This window comes from Cobetia sp. QF-1, assembly GCF_002213105.1.
GTDB classification, from domain to species: domain Bacteria; phylum Pseudomonadota; class Gammaproteobacteria; order Pseudomonadales; family Halomonadaceae; genus Cobetia; species Cobetia crustatorum.
In genome coordinates this window covers 327,640-346,880 of sequence record NZ_NBVS01000003.1, presented here as the reverse complement: position 1 = coordinate 346,880, position 19,241 = coordinate 327,640, and the positions used below count along the sequence as shown (strand labels likewise).

The following is a 19,241-nucleotide window of genomic DNA, read 5'->3' as shown; positions in this document are numbered from 1 at the left end:
AGCGGTGAAGCAATCAAGTGACAGGGTGAAGTAGTCGTACATGTGTGGGCCCGGCGATGGTTCCAGCGACCAGGAGTCGCGACAAGGAGGCTTCCATGAGCATCTTCGATCACGTGCAGAGCCGCTATGAGCGGATTCAGCAAGAAGAGATGAGTCTCCAGGAGTATCTGGAGTTATGTCGGCAGGATCGCTCTGCCTATGCCAGCGCCGCCGAGCGCATGTTGACGGCCATCGGTGAGCCGGAGGTCATCGACACCGCCAAGGACCCCAGTCTTTCACGTATTTTTTCCAACAAGCTGATTCGCCGTTATCCCAGCTTCGCCGAGTTCTATGGCATGGAAGATGCCATCGAGCAGATCGTGTCCTACTTCCGACATGCTGCGCAGGGTCTTGAGGAGCGTAAACAGATTCTTTATCTGCTTGGGCCGGTAGGCGGTGGTAAATCATCGTTGGCCGAGCGCCTCAAGCTATTGATGGAGCAGATTCCCTTTTATGCTGTGAAGGGCTCTCCGGTGTTCGAGTCTCCGCTGGGACTCTTCTCTCCGGAGGAGGATGGCGAGCTACTCGAGAAGGAATACGGTATTCCACAGCGTTGCATGAGAAGTGCCATGTCACCGTGGGCGGCCAAGCGTCTCAAGGAGTACGGTGGCGATATCAGCCAGTTCCGAGTCGTCAAGCTGTATCCGTCACGACTCAATCAGATCGCCATCTCCAAGACGGAGCCGGGTGACGACAACAACCAGGATATTTCAGCGCTGGTCGGTAAGGTCGACATCCGTCAGCTCGAGCTTTATGCGCAGGATGATCCTGATGCGTATAGCTTCTCCGGTGGGCTGTGCAAGTCCAATCAGGGGCTGATGGAATTCGTCGAGATGTTCAAGGCACCGATCAAGGTGCTGCATCCACTGCTGACAGCGACGCAGGAAGGTAATTACAACCCTACTGAGGGGATGGGAGCGATTCCCTTCGACGGCGTGGTATTGGCGCACTCCAACGAAAGTGAGTGGCAGGCCTTCCGTAATAACCGCAATAACGAGGCCTTCCTTGATCGCGTCTATATCGTCAAGGTGCCGTACTGCCTGCGAGCCTCTGAAGAGGTGAAAATCTACGCCAAGCTGCTGGAGCACTCTTCGCTCAACCATGCTCCATGCGCACCGGATACCCTGCGCATGCTGTCTCAGTTCATCGTGCTGTCGCGCTTGCACGAGCCAGAGAACTCCAGCGTCTACTCCAAGATGCGCATCTATGATGGTGAGAATCTCAAGGATACTGATCCGCGCGCCAAGTCGATCCAGGAATACCGTGATAGTGCTGGTGTCGATGAGGGCATGGATGGGCTCTCTACTCGCTTTGCCTTCAAGATTCTCTCCAAGGTCTTCAACTTCGATGCCAGTGAAGTAGCTGCCAATCCCGTGCATCTGCTGTATGTGCTGGAGCAGCGTCTTGATCAGGAGCAGCTGCCGAAAGACACGCACGAGCGCTATCTGCGCTTCATCAAGGAGTATCTGGCGCCGCGCTACGTCGACTTCATTGGCAAGGAGATCCAGACCGCCTATCTCGAGTCCTATTCCGAGTACGGCCAGAACATCTTCGATCGCTACGTGACCTATGCCGATTTCTGGATTCAGGACCAGGAGTACCGTGACCCTGAAACCGGCGAGCTGCTCAATCGTCAGTCGCTCAACGAGGAGCTAGAGAAGATCGAGAAGCCGGCGGGCATCTCCAACCCCAAGGATTTCCGCCACGAGGTGGTCAACTTCGTATTGCGTGCCCGTGCTCAGAACAACGGCATGAACCCGAGCTGGCAGTCCTACGAGAAACTGCGTGCAGTAATCGAGAAGAAGATGTTTGCCAATACTGAGGAGTTGCTGCCGGTTATCTCCTTCAATGCCAAGGCCTCGACTTCGGATCAGAGCAAGCACGAAGACTTCGTGGCGCGCATGGTAGACCGCGGGTATACCGAGAAGCAGGTGCGCCTGTTGTCCGAGTGGTATCTGCGGGTGCGCAAGTCGCAGTAAGCCCTGCCGACTGACGACAGGCCTGCCGGTGGGGAGGAATTCCGCCGGCACTTGCCATCCGGTCAGCCACTGACGGTGGGACCGGCAAGGAGGGCGAATGAGTTATTTCATTGACCGACGCGGCAACGCACGCAACAAGAGTGCGGTGAATCGACAGCGCTTCATTCGACGCTATCGCAGTCATATCAAGCGGGCGGTGGAGGATGCCGTCAATCGTCGCTCCATCACTGATATGGAGCGCGGTGAAGAGGTGTCCATTCCGACACGGGATATTTCCGAGCCGGTTTTCCAGCATGGGCAGGGTGGCAAGCGGCGTGTGATCAATCCCGGCAACAAGGAATTCGTTGAAGGGGATCGCATGCGTCGCCCAGGTGGAGGGAGCGGTGGTGGAGGGAGTGGCGAGGGGCAAGCCTCGAATCAAGGCGAGGGTGAAGATGATTTTGCCTTCAGTCTATCGCGCGAGGAATTTCTGGAATTCGTGTTCGACGGACTTGAATTGCCACACCTGGAGCGCAAGCAGGTCGCGGACATGGATGAGGTGCGGCCGGTACGTGCTGGCATTGCACGTGACGGTCCTCCGGCACGTATCAATATCGTGCGTTCGATGCGCTCGGCACAGGCGCGACGCATCGCCATGCGCTCGCCTATCAAGCGGGCACTGAAAGAGGCTACTGAGGCGCTGGAGCAGGAAGAGCGCAAGGACCCAGTGCTACGTAACAAGGTACGCATTGCCGAGTTGAAGGCCGAGATAGAACGGCTGGAAGCACGTCTCAAGGCCGTACCATTTCTCGATACCTATGATCTGCGCTACAACCACCTCATCAACCAGCCAATGCCGTCCAACAAGGCTGTAATGTTCTGCGTGATGGATGTCTCGGGCTCGATGACTCAGGCCCATAAGGACATCGGCAAGCGCTTCTTCCTGTTGCTGTACCTGTTTCTCGAACGCAACTACGAGAAGGTCGAGCTGGTCTTCATTCGTCACCATACCGCTGCCAAGGAGGTCGACGAGGAAGAATTCTTCTACTCGCGTGAGACCGGCGGCACCATCGTATCCAGTGCGCTTACGCTGCTCGATGAAGTGATCGAGTCACGCTATCCAGCCGGTGAGTGGAATCTCTACGTGGCCCAAGCGTCAGACGGTGACAACTGGGACGATGATTCCACTAACTGCCGCGAATTGATGATCAAGAAGCTGATGCCGCGGTTGCAGTACTACGCCTATGTGGAGATCACGCCGCATGCTCATCAGGCGCTATGGGGTGAGTACGAACGTGTTGAAGAGGAATTCCCCGATCGTTTTGCCATGCAGCAGATTGTTGAGGCAGGCGATATTTATCCGGTATTCCGAGAGCTGTTCAAGCGCCGCGTCAGCGCCTGACGGCATCATGTGACGTGCTCGGCAAATATGCCGGGTCGGGAGGCCCCATGAGCCACAAACGTGAGAGTCGACTTGAGAATCATGCGCCTGCCAGCGGCTCTGATTGGAGTTTCGAGCTACTGGAGCATTTTGAGCACGAGATTGCGCGTATTGCGGCGCAATACCGACTGGATATTTACCCGAATCAGATTGAAGTCATCACCTCTGAGCAGATGATGGATGCTTATGCCAGCATCGGCATGCCGGTCGGCTATCACCATTGGTCCTTTGGCAAGCAATTCCTCTCGGTAGAGCAGGCCTACCGTCGTGGCCAGATGGGGCTGGCCTATGAGCTGGTCATCAACTCAGACCCCTGCATCGCCTATCTGATGGAAGAGAACACCCTGATGATGCAGATTCTGGTCATGGCGCATGCCTGCTATGGCCACAACAGCTTCTTCAAGGGCAATTATCTTTTTCGCGCTTGGACCGATGCCTCGGCGATAATCGATTATCTCGTGTTCGCACGGAAGTACGTTGCGGAATGCGAAGAGCGCCATGGTGTAGACGCGGTCGAGCAGCTGCTGGATGCCTGTCATGCATTGCAGAACTATGGGGTGGATCGCTATAAGCGCCCCTCGCCCATCTCGCCAGAGGAAGAGGTTCAGCGTCAGCAGGAGCGCGAGGCCTATCTGCAAGCGCAGGTGAATGCATTGTGGAGCACGATTCCACAGGCAGAAGACGATGATGAGCAGCTGGATGAGGTCAATGATCCGCTCGGCCTGCACCGCCGTGGACGCTACCCCTCCGAGCCGCAGGAGAATCTGCTCTATTTCATCGAGAAGAACGCACCGCTGCTGGAACCCTGGCAGCGCGAGCTAGTGCGTATTGTGCGCAAGCTAGCGCAGTACTTCTATCCTCAGCGCCAGACTCAGGTGATGAACGAAGGCTGGGCGTGTTTCTGGCACTACACCATCATGAATCAGCTCTATGATGAAGAACTGATCGGTGAGGGAGTGATTCTGGAGTTCTTGCAGTCGCACACGTCGGTCGTGCAGCAACCGGGCTTCGATCATCCGCACTATAACGGCATCAATCCCTATGCGCTGGGCTTTGCGATGTTTACCGATATCAAGCGCATCTGTGAGCATCCTGATGACGAGGATCGCGAGTGGTTCCCAGATATCGCCGGTAGCGATTGGTTGGAGACGGTGCATTTCGCCATGCGTAACTTCAAGGATGAGTCTTTCATCCAGCAGTTTCTGTCACCGAAGGTGATTCGCGACCTCAAGCTATTCTCGCTGATGGATGATGATCATGACGACCATCTGGTGATTGATGCCATCCACGATAGTCGTGGTTACAAGCGTATTCGTGAAGCATTGTCGGTCCAGTATGCACTGAGCCATCGTGAGCCAAATATTCAGGTGTGGGCAGCCAATATTCGTGGCGATCGCTCGCTGACACTGCGTCATGTGCAGGATGATCGACGACCTTTGGCACGTAGCGTCTATCCCGTCATGCGGCACCTGCATCAGCTGTGGGGATTCCCCGTGCACATGGAATCAATGGAGCAGGATGAGATTGCCAGGCGATATCAGTGGCCATTGCCGGAGGAGGATAGTGCCTCTGGTTAGCGCTTATGTGAGTCAGAGACTGAATAAAAAACCGCCACGGGCACGGGCTCGTGGCGGTTTTTTATTCACACGCAAACCAAGGTGCGCGCGTTACGCCGGGCGCTTGGTCCAGGACTGACACCAGCCCTTTGGCGCTACGCTGTTGCTGGGGAATAGCTGGCAGCCCTTGTTCTCTGGCTTGTAGAACATGCAGTTGGCGCAATCGGAACCAGCCTTGAAGGCGGCATGATCCTTGGCCTCGTTGGCGTCTTCTACATAATTTAGTGCTTTAGCCTGCGGGTTGGAGGTATCCAGCAGAGGTAGGTCGGCAGCAAGTGCGCGCGGGGACAGGATGGCGGCACCCAACGGCAGAGCGGCAAGGCCCAGCAGGCTGTTGCGCATGAAATTACGGCGACTCTGATTAGCCATGGTCAAGCTCCTTGTCATCAATGGCTCACGCTTCTTTGGGCGCGAGTATCGTCACGAAACGCCGTCAGGAGGCGCTGGCACACTATCATTGTGCGTCTCGACATCTCATGCACGCTATATGCCAAGCGCTGCGATCGATGTCAGGTGGTCGATATGCAGCCAAGCATGCATGATGCCGAAGAGCAGTCTGCACACTCACGGTGCAGTCGCATAAGCTCCTTGTATATTGTGGCCTGAGATGGCGCAGCCGTCAGCCTCGGAAGCTTGTCTCTGGCATGATAACGTCTGTAAACAGCGTTGCCCGTGAGGTGCGCTATTGGTGTTCTACTCATTCTTATGGAGTCGTCTCATGCACAGTGCCATTATTTTGATTCATGCCGAACATGGCCGTATTCGTGATGTGGCCGAGCGCATTGCTGAGCTGGACGGTATCAGTGAAGTCTATTCTACCGGTGGGCGAGTCGACATGGTGGCCATCGCCCGTGTGCGTGATTTTGAGCAACTCGCGGAGTTGGTGACGGGGCGTCTGTCGTGCATTGAAGGAATTCGTGATACCGAAACACTCAATGCGTTACAGGTCCACTCGCGCCACGACCTCGATACCATGTTTGATCTTGGGCTCTAGCGGATGCGCGCTTTGGAAGAAACGTCTCGATAGCCAATTTCCCAATCTTTGACAACTAACATATTGATAACAAAAGGGAAGTGGCTGGATGCTGGGAGTGATGGACGAAATACGTTCAGCCGGACGCAAGCTGTGGCGTGGGCTAGGGGTCAGCTTGGCATTTGCGCTGGTCGGTAGTGGCCTGTGGTGGTGGCAGGAGCGCGACTATCAGCAGTTCTACACTTGGCAGGGCGTACCTGAGGCGCGTCAGCTCGACTGGAAAACCTTTGTGCGTGCTCTGCGTAGCGATGCTTATCTGGTGGGCTGGTCTGACCTGCGCGCCAATCCCCTGTGGGTAACTTGGCGACTGGACCATGCTGATACCTCACGACAAGGCAAACGTCCGGAAAGTTTTGAGCGCGACTGGCGCTCACTATGGCCGGTGTCACCGGATAGCTATCGTGGCAGCGGTTATGATCGTGGCCATCTGGCACCCAACTATGCGATTGGCAAGATATATGGTCTGAAAGCGCAGGAGCAGACCTTCCGCATGACCAATATCTCTCCACAGACCCCAGCGCTGAATCGCAAGCTATGGCAACGGCTAGAAGCAGCCGTCATGGATAATATCCTGCCGCGAAAGGGAGCGTTGTGGATTACGGCAGGGCCTGTGTTTACCGGCAGTACTGAGCGACTTTCCAGCCTTATCGAGATCCCTGATGCTTTCTACAAGATCATTGTTGCACCGGGAGATGCGCAGCACCCACCGCGCGCATTGGCATTTTTATTTCCGCAGCAGGTGCGGGGTGATGAGCCGCTGGATCGCTTTCTCGTCAGCATTGATAGGGTAGAAGCGTTGACCGGCCTCAATTTCTTCCATGACCTGCCGGATACTGTCGAGCAGCGACTGGAATCACAAGTCAGGCGTGAGGGCTGGAAGGTCGAGAGCTTCAATCGCACGCCTTCACGTTACTGAAAGCGTCATTGATCGCGAGGGAATGCCAAATGAGCGCTGGTCATGGCGTAATGACATGCCTCATAGACGTGCGACGGACTTTATCCACAGTCACTTGCAGAGTCTGACGCCTGGCGAACGAAGAAAGAGGGTAAGGCACGTGCAGTAGGTAGGTGCTATCGATTGGCAGAAAATACAGAAACGCGGAAGACGACGCGAGGCATCGTGAGGTATTGCTTGGGCATTACTGAGTATTGGAAAGCATTGCTAAGATAAAGCAGAGGGAGTGATGTAGGCAGCAGGCGCTGCAGAAGTAACATCAGATAACAACTTGATGGTGCCCAGAAGAGGACTTGAACCTCCACATCCTTACGGATACTAGCACCTGAAGCTAGCGCGTCTACCAATTCCGCCATCTGGGCATCAAGTTGTATGCTGGAGGCTCATGAGGTGAGTCTGTCAGCTGAACGATCATGAAACCCTTGGTAGTGGGCTACATGTTCCCTGTTCGAGTGCGCATCGTGGTGCCCAGAAGAGGACTTGAACCTCCACATCCTTACGGATACTAGCACCTGAAGCTAGCGCGTCTACCAATTCCGCCATCTGGGCGAAGCGCGATACAGGGACGTTCGATTGTGAGTCTGACGGCCGTGGTGCCCAGGAGAGGACTTGAACCTCCACATCCTTACGGATACTAGCACCTGAAGCTAGCGCGTCTACCAATTCCGCCACCTGGGCAGACATCAGAACTCATTCGGTCTTTCGACCCGGACAAGCAATCAAGTTATTGAAACCTAAATGCTTAACCCGTTTTCCGGTTGTCATCTTAACGTCAGTGACGTGAGTATGAAACCCGAAATTGGTGCCCAGAAGAGGACTTGAACCTCCACGTCCATACGGACACTAGCACCTGAAGCTAGCGCGTCTACCAATTCCGCCATCTGGGCAAGTGGTGCCGAATAATACGGATGCATGGCCGAAATGCAAGTAATTTCTATGCTTCGCTTTTGATGCATCCCCATTAAGCCGAATAGAGATTTGATGAGGTCAAATGACATTCGCCACAAAGCGCTGGTGAAGCTTACTCCTGTGTGCTTTTCAGGCTTGTCTTTGACACTTCTTTGCTCCATCACTCACGTGATGCACGGGGAATGGTTGGGTCGGCCCAAGGGTACGGGCTATAATGCGCGCATGAGAGACAAACTAACATTCCGTGCCGCGACCGCTGCCCGTCTCGAATTCATCGTCAAGGAATCCTGATTAATGACCCAATGGACGCTCAGCGACGACCCGCACGCGGAACGCGAAGCCCATAAGTACGACAAGCCCATCCCCAGTCGCGAGTATCTGCTCGACAAGCTGGAAGAGTATGGCAAGCCCATCACCCACGAGAACATGAGCCGTATGCTCGGCTTCGAGGACGACGATCAGCAGGAAGCAGTGCGTCGTCGCCTCAATGCCATGGAGCGTGACGGTCAGGTGCTGCGCAATCGACGCGGCGCCTATGCGCTGATCGATAAGCTCGATCTGATTCGTGGCCGCGTCGTCGGTCACCGAGATGGTTTCGGCTTCCTTGCGCGTGAAGACGGCATCAAGCCTGATCTTGCCGTGCCGCCGCGCCAGATGCGTCGTGTCTTCCACGGTGATCAGGTGCTGGCCCGTGTCAGTGGCCGTGATCGTCGTGGCCGCGACGAGATCACCATCGTCGAAGTGTTGGCGCGCAACACCCAGACACTGGTTGGTATCTACCGTCAGTCTGAGCCGGATTTCGGGGTATTGATTCCCGAGAACTCGCGTATCGCTCAGGAAGTCATCATTCCCAACCGTGCGGCCAATGGTGCCAAGGACGGTCTGGTGGTTTCCGTGCGCATCACCCAGCAGCCTGCGACCCGCATTCAGCCGGTCGGTGAGGTCGTTGAAGTGCTTGGCGAGCGGATGGATCCGGGAATGGAAATCGACATTGCGATCCGCTCGCATGACATTCCCAGTGAATTCCCGCCAGAAGTCGAAGACCAGATCTCGACCATTTCCGCTGAAGTGCTGGAAGAAGACAAGAAAGGTCGTATCGATCTGCGCGAGACGCCGATGGTCACCATCGATGGCGAAGATGCCAAGGATTTCGATGATGCCGTCTGTGCCTGGCAGAAAGACAACGGTGATTGGAAGCTGATGGTGGCCATCGCTGACGTGTCTCACTACGTTCGTGGCGGTAGTCCGCTGGATCAGGAAGGTTATACGCGTGGCAACTCGGTGTATTTCCCGGGCCAGGTCGTGCCGATGCTGCCTGAGCTGCTATCTAATGGTCTGTGCTCGCTCAACCCGAATGTCGATCGCCTGACACTAGTGTGCGAACTGACCATTTCCAACACCAGCGGTGAAATGCTCGACTATCGCTTCTTTGAAGCCGTGATCCGTTCGCATGCTCGTCTGACCTATGAAAAGGTCGCCACGATGCTGCAGGACCCGGATAGCGAAGAAGGCCAGTCGCTGTGCCAGCAATACAATGCGCTACTGCCGTCGTTGCATAACCTGCACGCGTTGTATGCTGTGCTGCGCAAGGCGCGTGACAAGCGTGGTGCGATCGATTTCGAGACGACCGAAACGCAGATACTGTTCAACGATGAGCGCAAGATCGAGCAGATCGTGCCGCGTACGCGTAATGATGCGCACAAGTTGATCGAGGAATGCATGCTGGCCGCCAACGTGGCGACTGCGCGCTTCCTTGATCAGCACGACCTACCGGCACTCTATCGTGTCCACAAGCAGCCTGCGCCTGAGCGTCTAGCCAACCTGCGCGCCTTCCTGGGCGAGCTGGGCCTGACGCTTGAGGGCGGCGACGAGCCGGCACCGAAGGATTTCCAGACTTTGCGTGCATCCATCGCCGAGCGTCCGGACCTCGATATCATTCAGACCGTGATGCTGCGCAGCATGACGCAAGCCGTCTACTCGCCGCAGAACGAAGGTCACTTCGGGCTGGCGTATGAAGCTTACGCGCACTTCACCTCGCCGATTCGTCGTTATCCTGACTTGCTGGTACACCGTGCGATTCGCTCGGTCATTCGTGGCCCGCGCAAGACCGATACTGTCCTGCGTGCCGAAGATGCCGTGACCGAACGCCCGACCAAGTGGTGCCCGTACACCTTTGAGCAGATGCTCGAACTGGGTGAGCACTGCTCAATGACCGAGCGTCGTGCCGATGAGGCGACGCGTGACGTCAATGATTGGCTCAAGTGCGAGTTCATGAAAGACAAGGTGGGCGAGGTGCTGGAAGGCACCGTGGCTGCTGTCACTCAGTTCGGCCTGTTTGTGCGCCTGGATGCCTATTATGTCGAGGGGCTGCTGCATATCTCCTCACTGCCGTCTGATTACTATCACTACGAGGCAGAGAAGCATCGCCTCAAGGGTGAGCGTGCGGGCGTCAGCTATGGTCTGGGCGATGGTGTCACCGTGCAGGTCGCACGCGTCGACATGGATGAGCGCAAGATCGACTTCATGCTCAACGATCCGACACCGCGTCCCAAGCGCAAGCCGCGCAAGGCACGTAGTGCTGATCGCAGTGGCGAGGCCGCGCCGGGCACCAAGGAGACCAGTGGCAAGGAATCTGCTGCCAAGGGGCGTCCGGGCAAGCGTGAGCGCGAACGTCTCAAGTCTCTGACCGATGAGGTGGGGCAAGCCGATAGTGAAGCTGCGCCTCAGGAAGCAGCAGCTTCTGAGCGTCCCGCGCGCAAGCCGCGTGGAGATCGTTCCGGTCGTGGTGATCGCAAGCCGGCTGCTGGCAATGAGCGTCAGGCGTCATCCAGCGCTGCACCCTCTGATGCCCCTGCAACTGCACGACCGGCAGTGCCGAGCGGCCCTGAATCTCCGGACAGCCCCTTTGCTGCTGTGGCGCCGATGGGCGCTGCCGGTAAAGATGACCCGTCTCGCAAGCGTGGTTCGCGCTCTCGTGGGCAACGTGGTAACGGACGTAGCTAATCGCTAGCAGGTTCGTCGTCACATGCAGTCTCAGCCCCGGCCTCGGTCGGGGTTGATGCGTTAGGCGGTTGCATTATTCGCCAGACATTCACGGCTACTGTCATGGCGGTAGTCCACGTTTCATGGGCCAGTGTCAGGGCCACAAGGCAGGAAAGCACAGATGAGTCAGGACAAGGGGCGCAAGCCCGGCCGCGGTAAGCCCGCAGGCGAACAGCGCGGCAGTGATCGTGGCGGTGAGCGTGGTGCAGGCCGTAGAAGTGGCAGTCGGCATTCGTCAGGCAGCTCTCGTGCACCGCAGATCCCGGGCGGGCTAGAAGCTGTCTATGGCGTGCATGCCGTTGAGGCGCTGTTGGCGCGTGGGCGTGCGCCGAGCGAGCTCTGGGTGCAGGCAGGCGAAGCCGAGACACGCCTGAGCGATATGATCGAGCAGGCGCGTGCTGCTGGTTCGCGCGTCACCTTGCGTGGCCGTGATGAACTGGATGCTCTGGCTGCTGGAGGTGGAGCACATCAGGGGCTGGTCGCCCTGTGCCCGCCACTGGCAACCGAAAACGAGACGGGCCTCAAGTTGCGTCTGGATGGCTGGTCACATGCGGAGCCGCCGCTGTTTCTGGTGCTGGATTCCGTGACGGATCCGCACAATCTCGGCGCCTGCCTGCGCAGTGCTGATGCTGCGGGCGCACATGGCGTCATCGTGCCCAAGGATAAATCTGCCTCGCTGAATGCTACCGTTCGTAAAGTCGCCTGTGGCGCTGCCGAGGTTGTGCCGGTGTATCAGGTGACCAATCTGGTGCGCACTTTGGATGCGATGAAAGAGTCTGGCGTCTGGGTGTTGGGGACCGCTGGCGAAGCTGAAGTGTTGGCATTCGAGGCGGACTTCACCGTCCCTGTTGCCCTCGTGATGGGCGCGGAAGGCAAGGGCATGCGTCGTCTGACGCGCGAGCACTGCGATAGCCTGGTCAAGCTGCCGATGGCGGGCAGTGTCTCGAGCCTTAACGTCTCGGTCGCTGCGGGCATCTGTTTATTCGAGGCGGTGCGCCAGCGTCGCGGTTGATACTTGCACTGTGGGTGACTGAGGCTTTGATTAAAGATGAGGTGGCCCACGGATTGCTTGCCAAGCCCTTGACACCTCTCTACAATACTGCGGTTCTGTGAAGTGCAGTCTGCAGTGAATGTGCGGCATGAGGGCAACGGCCCTCGCTCGTACGCGCGATCCATGATCTTCGGGTCTGATCGCACAACCGTAGTAATCACTCCACTCCTTGCTTCCCGGCCCGAGACGCGCCGTGGAGGCTGCCAAACCGAAAGGAGCCAAGCCATGCGTCACTATGAGATCGTGTTCATGGTCCACCCGGACCAAAGCGAACAGGTTCCGGCGATGATTGAGCGTTACACCTCTATCGTTACCGAAGCTAACGGTACTGTGCATCGTCTGGAAGATTGGGGCCGCCGTCACCTGGCCTACCCGATCAACAAGATCCACAAGGCCCATTACGTGCTGATGAACATCGAAGCAACGGGTGAAGTGGTCGAAGAACTCGAAACCATCTTCCGTTTCAACGATGCCATCATCCGTAACCTGGTTGTGCGTGCAAAGGATGCGGCGATTGAGCCGTCTCCGATGATGAAGCCGGTTGAAGAGAAGCGCCCGCGTCGTGAAGACAAGCGCGACGAATCCGAAGCTCAAGACGTCAACTGATACCGCACCCCAGGAGGTCATTGCAATGGCACGTTTCTTCCGTCGTCGCAAGTTCTGCCGCTTCACCGCTGAAGGCGTGAAGCAGATCGACTACAAGGACATCGAAGTCCTGAAGTCTTACATCACCGAGACCGGCAAGATCGTCCCGAGCCGTATCACCGGCACCAAGGCGCGCTACCAGCGTCAGCTGGCGACTGCCATCAAGCGCGCACGCTACCTGGCACTGCTGCCGTACAGCGACAGCCACCAGTAAGGCGACACCATGATGCTGGCACTGGCACGTTGGGCCATGCGCGGTCCGCTGCAGAGCATTGTCATTGCGCTGCTGGCGGGACTTGTGCCTTGGCTCTTCTGGTTCAGTGCCGCCATCAGTGCGCTGGTCACGCTTCGGCGTGGCCTTGCACCAGCCGCACCCGTCTTCATTGCTGCCGCCCTACCGGCGGGCTGGTGGTGGACACAGGGTGACCCGGTGCCTCTGGCAACCGTGTTGCTGGTCACGTTGATGGCTACCTTGCTGCGCGCTCGCGTGCGCTGGGGAGAAGCGCTAATTGGCGCTAGTCTGACGTCGGCACTGATGGTGCAGTTAGGGATATTCCTGCCACCAGGCGGGGCTGGCCCATTGCTCGAGAGCATTCGTCAGAATGCTCCTGAGTTGGATGCACGCCTGAACGACATTGCCGCTCAAGGCGTGTCGACTGAACAGCTCGCAGGGCTGGTCATCGGCGGCATCACTGGGTTAGTCGTTATGCTGGCTGCCACTGCCTGTCTGGCCTTGGCGCGTAGCTGGCAATCCGGGCTCTACAATCCGGGTGGGTTTCGTGATGAGTTTCATGCTTTCCGGCTGAGCTTGCGCGAAATCCTGGTATTGGCAGCCTGCGGGATTCTTGGCGTGCTGCTGAATGTTCCCGCGGTGCTCCTGCTTGTTTGGATACCGCTACTGGTGGCTGGCATCGCTCTGGTGCATGGCTATATCGGGTTAAAGGGGATGAGCGGGTTATGGCTTATCGGCATCTACTTTTTGCTGCTGACCACCTGGCCCACGATTCTGATTTTGCTGCTGCTGGCCCTTACTGACGTATTTGCGGATTTTCGCGCACGTCTCGCTGGCAGTCATCGATAAGAGGTTTACGAGATGCAAGTCATTCTGCTCGACAAGATTGGCAAGCTGGGTAACCTGGGTGACCAGGTTTCCGTCAAGGCTGGCTTCGGTCGCAACTACCTGCTGCCGTACGGCCTGGCTGTTCCGGCAACTGCTGAAAACCAGGCTGCTTTCGAAGCTCAGCGCGCTGAGCTGGAAGCACAGGTTGCAGAACGCAAGGCTGAAGCTGAAGCGCGTGCCGCTCAGCTGAATGAAATCGAACTGTCCCTCGTCGCCAAAGCTGGCGAAGAGGGTAAGCTGTTCGGTTCCATCGGTCCGCGTGATCTGGCCGAAGCTATCGCCCAATCTGGCATCGAAATCGCCAAGAGCGAAGTTCGTATGCCGGAAGGCCCGCTGCGCAGCACTGGCGAATACGACATCGTGCTGCAACTGCACGCTGAAGTAACTGCTACTGTTCGTGTGGTTGTGGTCGGCGAGTAATCGCTGATCCGTAGCGGCTGCACTATGCAGCCGCTACATGCAGTACTCAAAACCGCCTTCGCATCTCTGATGCGGAAGCGGTTTTTTTGTGCCCCTTGTTCAGTGGCCACAAGGGGGCAGGAAAGAAGTGGGGCGAAGCCAGGAAGCCTTGTTCAGTAGCATCGGTGGTCTCCGACGGCAATGCAGGCAGGGCAAGGCGGTCTGAAATCCGTTAGAATGCCTGCCCCCATGACGTATGTTGGATTCATTGCATTGCTGTTGGCAGGTCCACAGTGATGCACGAGAATAGTTGCGCCCGTGGGCATGTCAGTCATCAGCAGGAGTCAGTCAGGCATGAGCGAGATGCAGGGTCAGGATCGCGAGACGGCGGCGCTCAAGGTGCCCCCCAATTCGTTGGAGGCCGAGCAATCGGTACTTGGCGGCTTGATGCTGGACAACAGTGCTTGGGATACAGTCTCTGAGCGGCTGGTGGCCGACGACTTTTATCGTTATGAGCACCGTTTGGTCTTTAATGCCATGACGCAGCTGGTCGGTGGCAGTCGCCCATTGGATGTGGTGACGCTATCCGAGCTGTTGGACAGTCGTGATCAGTTAGAGTCCGTCGGCGGACTGGCGACACTGGCCGAACTGGCGCGTAACACGCCCTCGGCGAGCAATATCAAGGCCTACGCTGATATCGTTCGTGAGCGTGCGACCCTGCGCAAGCTGATTCAGGCGGCCAACCAGATTGCCGAGAGCTCGTTCAGCCCGCAAGGCCGTGATGCCGACGAGTTGGTCAATGAGGCCGAGCGCCTCGTTTTCCAGATCAGCGAGTCACGCCCCAAGAGTGGTGGCCCCAAGGGCATGAGCCAGCTGCTGACCGGCGCTGTCGATCGCATCGATGAGATGTTCAATCTCAAAGGTCAGATGACAGGTCTGTCGACGGGCTTCCGAGATCTCGATGATATGACTTCAGGCCTGCAGCCCTCTGACTTGGTGATCATTGCCGGGCGTCCTTCGATGGGCAAGACCACCTTCGCCATGAACCTGGTGGAGCATGCGGTCGTTTCAGGTGATAAGCCTGTTGCGGTGTTTTCCATGGAGATGCCTGCCGAATCGCTGATGCTGCGCATGATTTCTTCGCTGGGCCGTATCGACCAGACCAAGGTGCGTACTGGGCAGCTTGAGGATGAGGACTGGCCGCGACTAACGTCGGCGGTCAATCTGCTCAAGGACAAGCAGTTGTTCGTCGATGACACGGCGGCGCTATCCCCCAACGAGATGCGTTCACGTTGTCGGCGCATGGCGCGTGAGCATGGCAACCTTGGCCTCATCATGATCGATTACCTTCAGCTGATGCAGGTGCCGGGACTCTCCGATAACCGCACCGCCGAGATCTCCGAGATTTCGCGCTCGCTCAAGGGCCTGGCCAAGGAGTTCAGTTGCCCAGTAGTAGCACTGTCGCAGCTGAACCGCTCGCTCGAGCAGCGTCCCAACAAGCGACCGGTGATGTCGGATCTACGTGAATCCGGCGCCATCGAGCAGGATGCCGATGTGATTGCCTTCGTTTATCGCGATGAGGTCTATAACAAGGATAATCCCGATAATAAGGGGCTGGCCGAACTCATCATCGGTAAGCAGCGTAACGGCCCTATCGGGTCGGTCCATATGGCCTTCATTGGCAAGTACACCCGCTTCGAGGATCTGGCGCCGGACAGTTATGGCCAGGCCTTCGCTGAATAATGTGATGCGCACTCGCGTATCAATCATGCACTCGGGCAGTGGCTGCGGCCGTTGCCTCGCAAGACCCGGAATGACGGGGAGGAGATAACATGGCAGGTGGATTTGGGCGCGGACGCGCACGTACGCCGAAGCTGCAGGGGCGTGGCCCACTTGAGAGCCTTGAGCGCGAAGGGCCTTTCAAGGAATGGCTGGGCATGCCGGATCTCTATCGCTTCACGCTGGTCGTGGAGGGCGAGAGCTACAGCTATCAGACCGAAGACAGTGAAGTGCCGGTTGTCGCTGGCGACATGGTGGTCTTCCGTTACAAGGAAACCAAGGCCGGCAAGTGGATCGACCGTAATTCGCTTGGCAAGGCCATTGACCCCAACTCGCTGTAAGCGAATTGGTGAGGCACGCAGGCTCTCCTCAATCTGTCATGGATGAGAGCCTGCGTGGTTGTATTACGAGCATCTGCCCTCTCCCTTTTTCATGTCAGCATGTTCTGATTCTGGCGTCTTTCCCCTCCATCCTCATTCCCTCTTTTTGCTGATAGAGCAACATTCCCCCCTGATTCTGGCTGGGTGCTGGGTTGCTTTTGCGTATGCGCCAGGTCGCGATGACACTTCGCGGCAGGCGTGAGTACGTCATTCAATCGCCATCTTTTCGCCTCAATACTGTCATCCACGACCCTTAGTCTGGCGTGAAGCCTTGCCGCCTGTCGTGGCGATGCTGACTATCATTAGACAGATACCGTATTCCCAAGTCTCGTGCCATCGAGCCTTATATCCTTGGGTGCCATGCTCTCGATGGCGCAGGAGCTACTATCATGTCCAGAATCGTCGACACCTCCAGGCCTGTGAATCTTTTTACCAGTAATCTCAAGTCGCTAGTGGCCGAATATCCTGAGCTTGAAGTACGCATCATCAGTCATGCCGCCAGTCATTTCTATCTAGTCGAGCTGATGATTGGGGCCGCTGACGATATACGTGCCGAGCGTAGCGAGTTGCTCACTCGGCGCGGTAAGCCAATGCTGTTCCGCTCACTTGAGGACGTCTACAGTGAGTTGCGTCGGGCGGGCTTGCATCGCGCCTGGTTGGTCTCGCAGGTCGTCAATGACGAGGTGATCGGTCGCCCGCCCCAGTACCATCAACCGCTGGACTCTCGTATGTCGCTCCGTTTTTAATCTTGTTTCAGGTGCGATTTTTTCGCTCCTGGTGTTGATTGCAGTGTTTAGCATCAGGCACCCAGCGACCGAGACGTTCACGATGGCGCGCGAAGAAACGATAACTCATGTCCATTAGCGGACGTAGCCCCGGGAGCAGCGAAACTCTCACCAAACGTCGATATCCGAGTACTGTATACAGTGCTCGGCTGGCATCCATCCCTACATACCATTCGCCACGTGCATCCTGCACATGTAGCCGTCCCATCATGGTGTTCAACGTCAGTCCTAGCGCTTTGGGCGAGAAATCCTCGGCACGAATATCGACGGTTTGAACTCGCTCACGCTTGGGGTGACGTGATAGCCAGGCAACCTCACGCTGGCACAGCGGACATTTACCATCGTGATAAAGCGTGACGGGAGCGCTGGCCTGCCAAATATGGCTCATGCTGATTCCTTGTCCGTAATTATCGAGCGAAGCAAGTTGGGACAATACTTGTTTAAAAGTTATACCAATCGTGATGATAGTATAACTTTATCTCCGTCGAACAGTGCGAGCTGGTAAGATGATAATGTTGCCAGGCGGGGCATCCATGGCCGCCGTCTCATCGTAATCCTTGCCCTACTGTCAGGAGTTCGTCATCCATGAGTCCCCCGCGTTTTGGCGTCATGTTGGTCAACCTCGGTACCCCGGATGCCCCAACGCCCAAGGCGGTACGGCGCTATCTGGGAGAGTTTCTCGGCGACGTGCGCGTGATTGATCTGCCGCGTCTGCTCTGGTTGCCGATACTTCATGGGCTGGTGCTGACCACTCGCCCGAAGAAGGTCGCTGAGGCCTATGCTTCGGTCTGGACAGAAGATGGATCGCCATTGATGGCGATCGGCAAGCGTCAGCGCGCGGCGCTGGAAGCTCGTCTGGCAGAGTCGCTGGGGGAAGATATTCCGGTCGAACTAGCCATGACCTATGGGAATCCGAGGATGGAAGAAGTGGGACGCAAGCTGGCCAAGCGTGGCGCTGATCACATTCTGGTATTGCCGCTTTATCCACAGTTTTCGCGCACGACAACTGCCGCCGTATTTGATCGCTTGGCGCGAGCGCTCCAGCCATGCCCGCACCTGCCGGAGCTTCGTTTCGTTCGCGATTATCACGATCATCCGGATTACATCTCTGCACTGGCTGATAGCGTGCGTCAGCACTGGGCAACAGAAGGGCGGCGTGGAAAGCGTCTACTGATGAGCTATCACGGCATTCCCAAGCGCTACGCCACGGCCGGTGACCCCTATCCACGTCAGTGTGAGCGCACCAGCCAGCTGTTGGCAGAAGCGCTGGAGCTCAGCGAGGACGAGTGGGCGATGACCTATCAGTCGCGCTTCGGCAAGGCTGAGTGGCTTCAGCCCTACACCGACATGACGCTCAAGGCATGGGGGGCCGAAGGCCTGGAGAGTGTTGATGTTATCTCGCCAGCGTTTGCGGCCGACTGTCTCGAGACGCTGGAGGAATTGGAGGAAGAGAATCGCGGCTACTTCACTGAGGCCGGTGGTGGCGATTTCCGCTACATCGCCGCACTCAATGACCGACCGGAGCATATCGATCTACTGGAAGCGCTGTGCCTTCAGCACTCGCAGGGGTGGTAAGCCACTAGCGCCGTCTCCTACCTGTTTGTCCATTAATGTAAAACGCCCCGTCATGGAAGCCATGGCGGGGCGTTTACGTTTATCAACCCATACACTCAGGGCAGGCGTGATTCTGTCTGTTGAGCATTGGCCTCGTCGGGCTCACTTGCGGTTTCCAGCTGATCGGGAACGTTGCGGGTGCGAATGTCCGCGACCAGTTTCTGATGTAGTGCTGCCTTTGAGAGCAGGTGTGCGGTGGCCGGTGCAGTAATGAACAGGAAGATGGTGATCAGCATCTCCTGAAAGCTGAAGTGGCCCGTGGTGGCGCGGAAATAGATCATCGACGCCATCAGCACACAGCCGACCCCTAGCGTGGTGGTCTTGCTGGGGCCATGCAGGCGCATGTAGAAGTCCTTGAGATGCGTTAGCCCCAGAGATCCGATGAAGGCGAATATACCGCCAGCCACCAGGAAGAAGGCAATGACACCCTCAAGGACGGGATAGAACCAGGTAGGCATGGAAACTCTCCGCTCAG

Annotated in this window: 18 protein-coding genes and 4 tRNA genes; 15 read left to right on the top strand and 7 right to left on the bottom strand. The window is 57.0% G+C overall.

Annotated features, from left to right (window positions below):
• Positions 1-95: 95 nt before the first annotated feature.
• From CFN46_RS07925 to CFN46_RS07915, 3 genes are all read left to right on the top strand, one after another.
• Positions 96-2,018, top strand: coding sequence for a PrkA family serine protein kinase (locus tag CFN46_RS07925; RefSeq protein WP_024953077.1), 1,923 nt, complete (start codon positions 96-98; stop codon positions 2,016-2,018).
• Positions 2,019-2,115: 97 nt separating this feature from the next.
• The gene (locus CFN46_RS07920; protein ID WP_088743175.1) at positions 2,116-3,399 is read left to right on the top strand and encodes a YeaH/YhbH family protein; all 1,284 of its coding nucleotides are present in this window, start codon (positions 2,116-2,118) and stop codon (positions 3,397-3,399) included.
• A 47-nt stretch (positions 3,400-3,446) separates the two neighbouring features.
• Positions 3,447-5,015, top strand: coding sequence for a SpoVR family protein (locus CFN46_RS07915; RefSeq protein ID WP_024953075.1), 1,569 nt, complete (start codon positions 3,447-3,449; stop codon positions 5,013-5,015).
• A gap of 90 nt (positions 5,016-5,105) precedes the next feature.
• Here the strand turns inward: CFN46_RS07915 and CFN46_RS07910 are convergent, their stop codons facing one another.
• Entirely contained in the window at positions 5,106-5,423 is a 318-nt protein-coding gene (locus CFN46_RS07910; RefSeq protein WP_024953074.1) for a high-potential iron-sulfur protein, read from the bottom strand.
• Positions 5,424-5,772: 349 nt separating this feature from the next.
• On the opposite strand from CFN46_RS07910, the gene CFN46_RS07905 reads away from it, so the two are divergent.
• Both CFN46_RS07905 and CFN46_RS07900 read left to right on the top strand, forming a co-directional pair.
• The gene (locus CFN46_RS07905; RefSeq protein WP_024953073.1) at positions 5,773-6,048 is read left to right on the top strand and encodes an Lrp/AsnC family transcriptional regulator; all 276 of its coding nucleotides are present in this window, start codon (positions 5,773-5,775) and stop codon (positions 6,046-6,048) included.
• 100 nt (positions 6,049-6,148) lie between these two features.
• Entirely contained in the window at positions 6,149-7,003 is an 855-nt protein-coding gene (locus CFN46_RS07900; RefSeq protein ID WP_024953072.1) for a DNA/RNA non-specific endonuclease, read from the top strand.
• A 314-nt stretch (positions 7,004-7,317) separates the two neighbouring features.
• On the opposite strand, the gene CFN46_RS07895 is transcribed toward CFN46_RS07900, so the two are convergent.
• The 4 genes from CFN46_RS07895 to CFN46_RS07880 all read right to left on the bottom strand — a co-directional run bounded on the left by CFN46_RS07895 (position 7,318) and on the right by CFN46_RS07880 (position 7,929).
• Positions 7,318-7,404: transfer RNA gene (locus tag CFN46_RS07895), tRNA-Leu, on the bottom strand.
• A 100-nt stretch (positions 7,405-7,504) separates the two neighbouring features.
• A tRNA-Leu gene (locus tag CFN46_RS07890) sits at positions 7,505-7,591 on the bottom strand.
• Between the two features lie 42 nt (positions 7,592-7,633).
• Positions 7,634-7,720 (bottom strand) — tRNA-Leu (locus CFN46_RS07885).
• Between the two features lie 122 nt (positions 7,721-7,842).
• Positions 7,843-7,929 (bottom strand) — tRNA-Leu (locus CFN46_RS07880).
• Between the two features lie 316 nt (positions 7,930-8,245).
• On the opposite strand from CFN46_RS07880, the gene rnr reads away from it, so the two are divergent.
• From rnr to CFN46_RS07830, 9 genes are all read left to right on the top strand, one after another.
• A complete protein-coding gene (rnr, locus tag CFN46_RS07870) occupies positions 8,246-10,954 on the top strand; it encodes a ribonuclease R (RefSeq protein WP_024952284.1) in 2,709 nt (902 codons plus the stop codon).
• A gap of 160 nt (positions 10,955-11,114) precedes the next feature.
• Entirely contained in the window at positions 11,115-12,005 is an 891-nt protein-coding gene (rlmB, locus tag CFN46_RS07865) for a 23S rRNA (guanosine(2251)-2'-O)-methyltransferase RlmB (RefSeq protein ID WP_084488079.1), read from the top strand.
• Between the two features lie 264 nt (positions 12,006-12,269).
• On the top strand, positions 12,270-12,650 hold the full coding sequence (gene rpsF / locus CFN46_RS07860) for a 30S ribosomal protein S6 (protein WP_024952282.1): 381 nt from the start codon (positions 12,270-12,272) through the stop codon (positions 12,648-12,650).
• A 25-nt stretch (positions 12,651-12,675) separates the two neighbouring features.
• Positions 12,676-12,903, top strand: coding sequence for a 30S ribosomal protein S18 (gene rpsR / locus CFN46_RS07855; RefSeq protein ID WP_024952281.1), 228 nt, complete (start codon positions 12,676-12,678; stop codon positions 12,901-12,903).
• A 12-nt stretch (positions 12,904-12,915) separates the two neighbouring features.
• Positions 12,916-13,770 (top strand): hypothetical protein, encoded by an 855-nt coding sequence (locus tag CFN46_RS07850; RefSeq protein WP_088743250.1) that lies wholly within the window; start codon positions 12,916-12,918, stop codon positions 13,768-13,770.
• Between the two features lie 12 nt (positions 13,771-13,782).
• A complete protein-coding gene (gene rplI, locus CFN46_RS07845) occupies positions 13,783-14,229 on the top strand; it encodes a 50S ribosomal protein L9 (RefSeq protein ID WP_024952280.1) in 447 nt (148 codons plus the stop codon).
• Positions 14,230-14,562: 333 nt separating this feature from the next.
• Complete coding sequence (gene dnaB / locus CFN46_RS07840) at positions 14,563-15,951, top strand: replicative DNA helicase (RefSeq protein ID WP_088743174.1); 1,389 nt, start codon at positions 14,563-14,565, stop codon at positions 15,949-15,951.
• Between the two features lie 89 nt (positions 15,952-16,040).
• Positions 16,041-16,328 (top strand): hypothetical protein, encoded by a 288-nt coding sequence (locus tag CFN46_RS07835; protein ID WP_024952279.1) that lies wholly within the window; start codon positions 16,041-16,043, stop codon positions 16,326-16,328.
• 428 nt (positions 16,329-16,756) lie between these two features.
• Entirely contained in the window at positions 16,757-17,113 is a 357-nt protein-coding gene (locus CFN46_RS07830) for a DUF6482 family protein (protein WP_222429699.1), read from the top strand.
• A 7-nt stretch (positions 17,114-17,120) separates the two neighbouring features.
• On the opposite strand, the gene CFN46_RS07825 is transcribed toward CFN46_RS07830, so the two are convergent.
• Positions 17,121-17,540, bottom strand: a complete 420-nt coding sequence (locus tag CFN46_RS07825) for a thiol-disulfide oxidoreductase DCC family protein (protein WP_035159891.1) — start codon at positions 17,538-17,540, stop codon at positions 17,121-17,123.
• A 197-nt stretch (positions 17,541-17,737) separates the two neighbouring features.
• Here CFN46_RS07825 and hemH point away from each other — a divergent pair, with 197 nt between their 5' ends.
• Entirely contained in the window at positions 17,738-18,727 is a 990-nt protein-coding gene (hemH, locus tag CFN46_RS07820; protein ID WP_024952276.1) for a ferrochelatase, read from the top strand.
• Between the two features lie 95 nt (positions 18,728-18,822).
• On the opposite strand, the gene CFN46_RS07815 is transcribed toward hemH, so the two are convergent.
• A complete protein-coding gene (locus CFN46_RS07815) occupies positions 18,823-19,224 on the bottom strand; it encodes a Na+/H+ antiporter subunit G (protein ID WP_024952275.1) in 402 nt (133 codons plus the stop codon).
• Between the last annotated feature and the right edge of the window lie 17 nt (positions 19,225-19,241).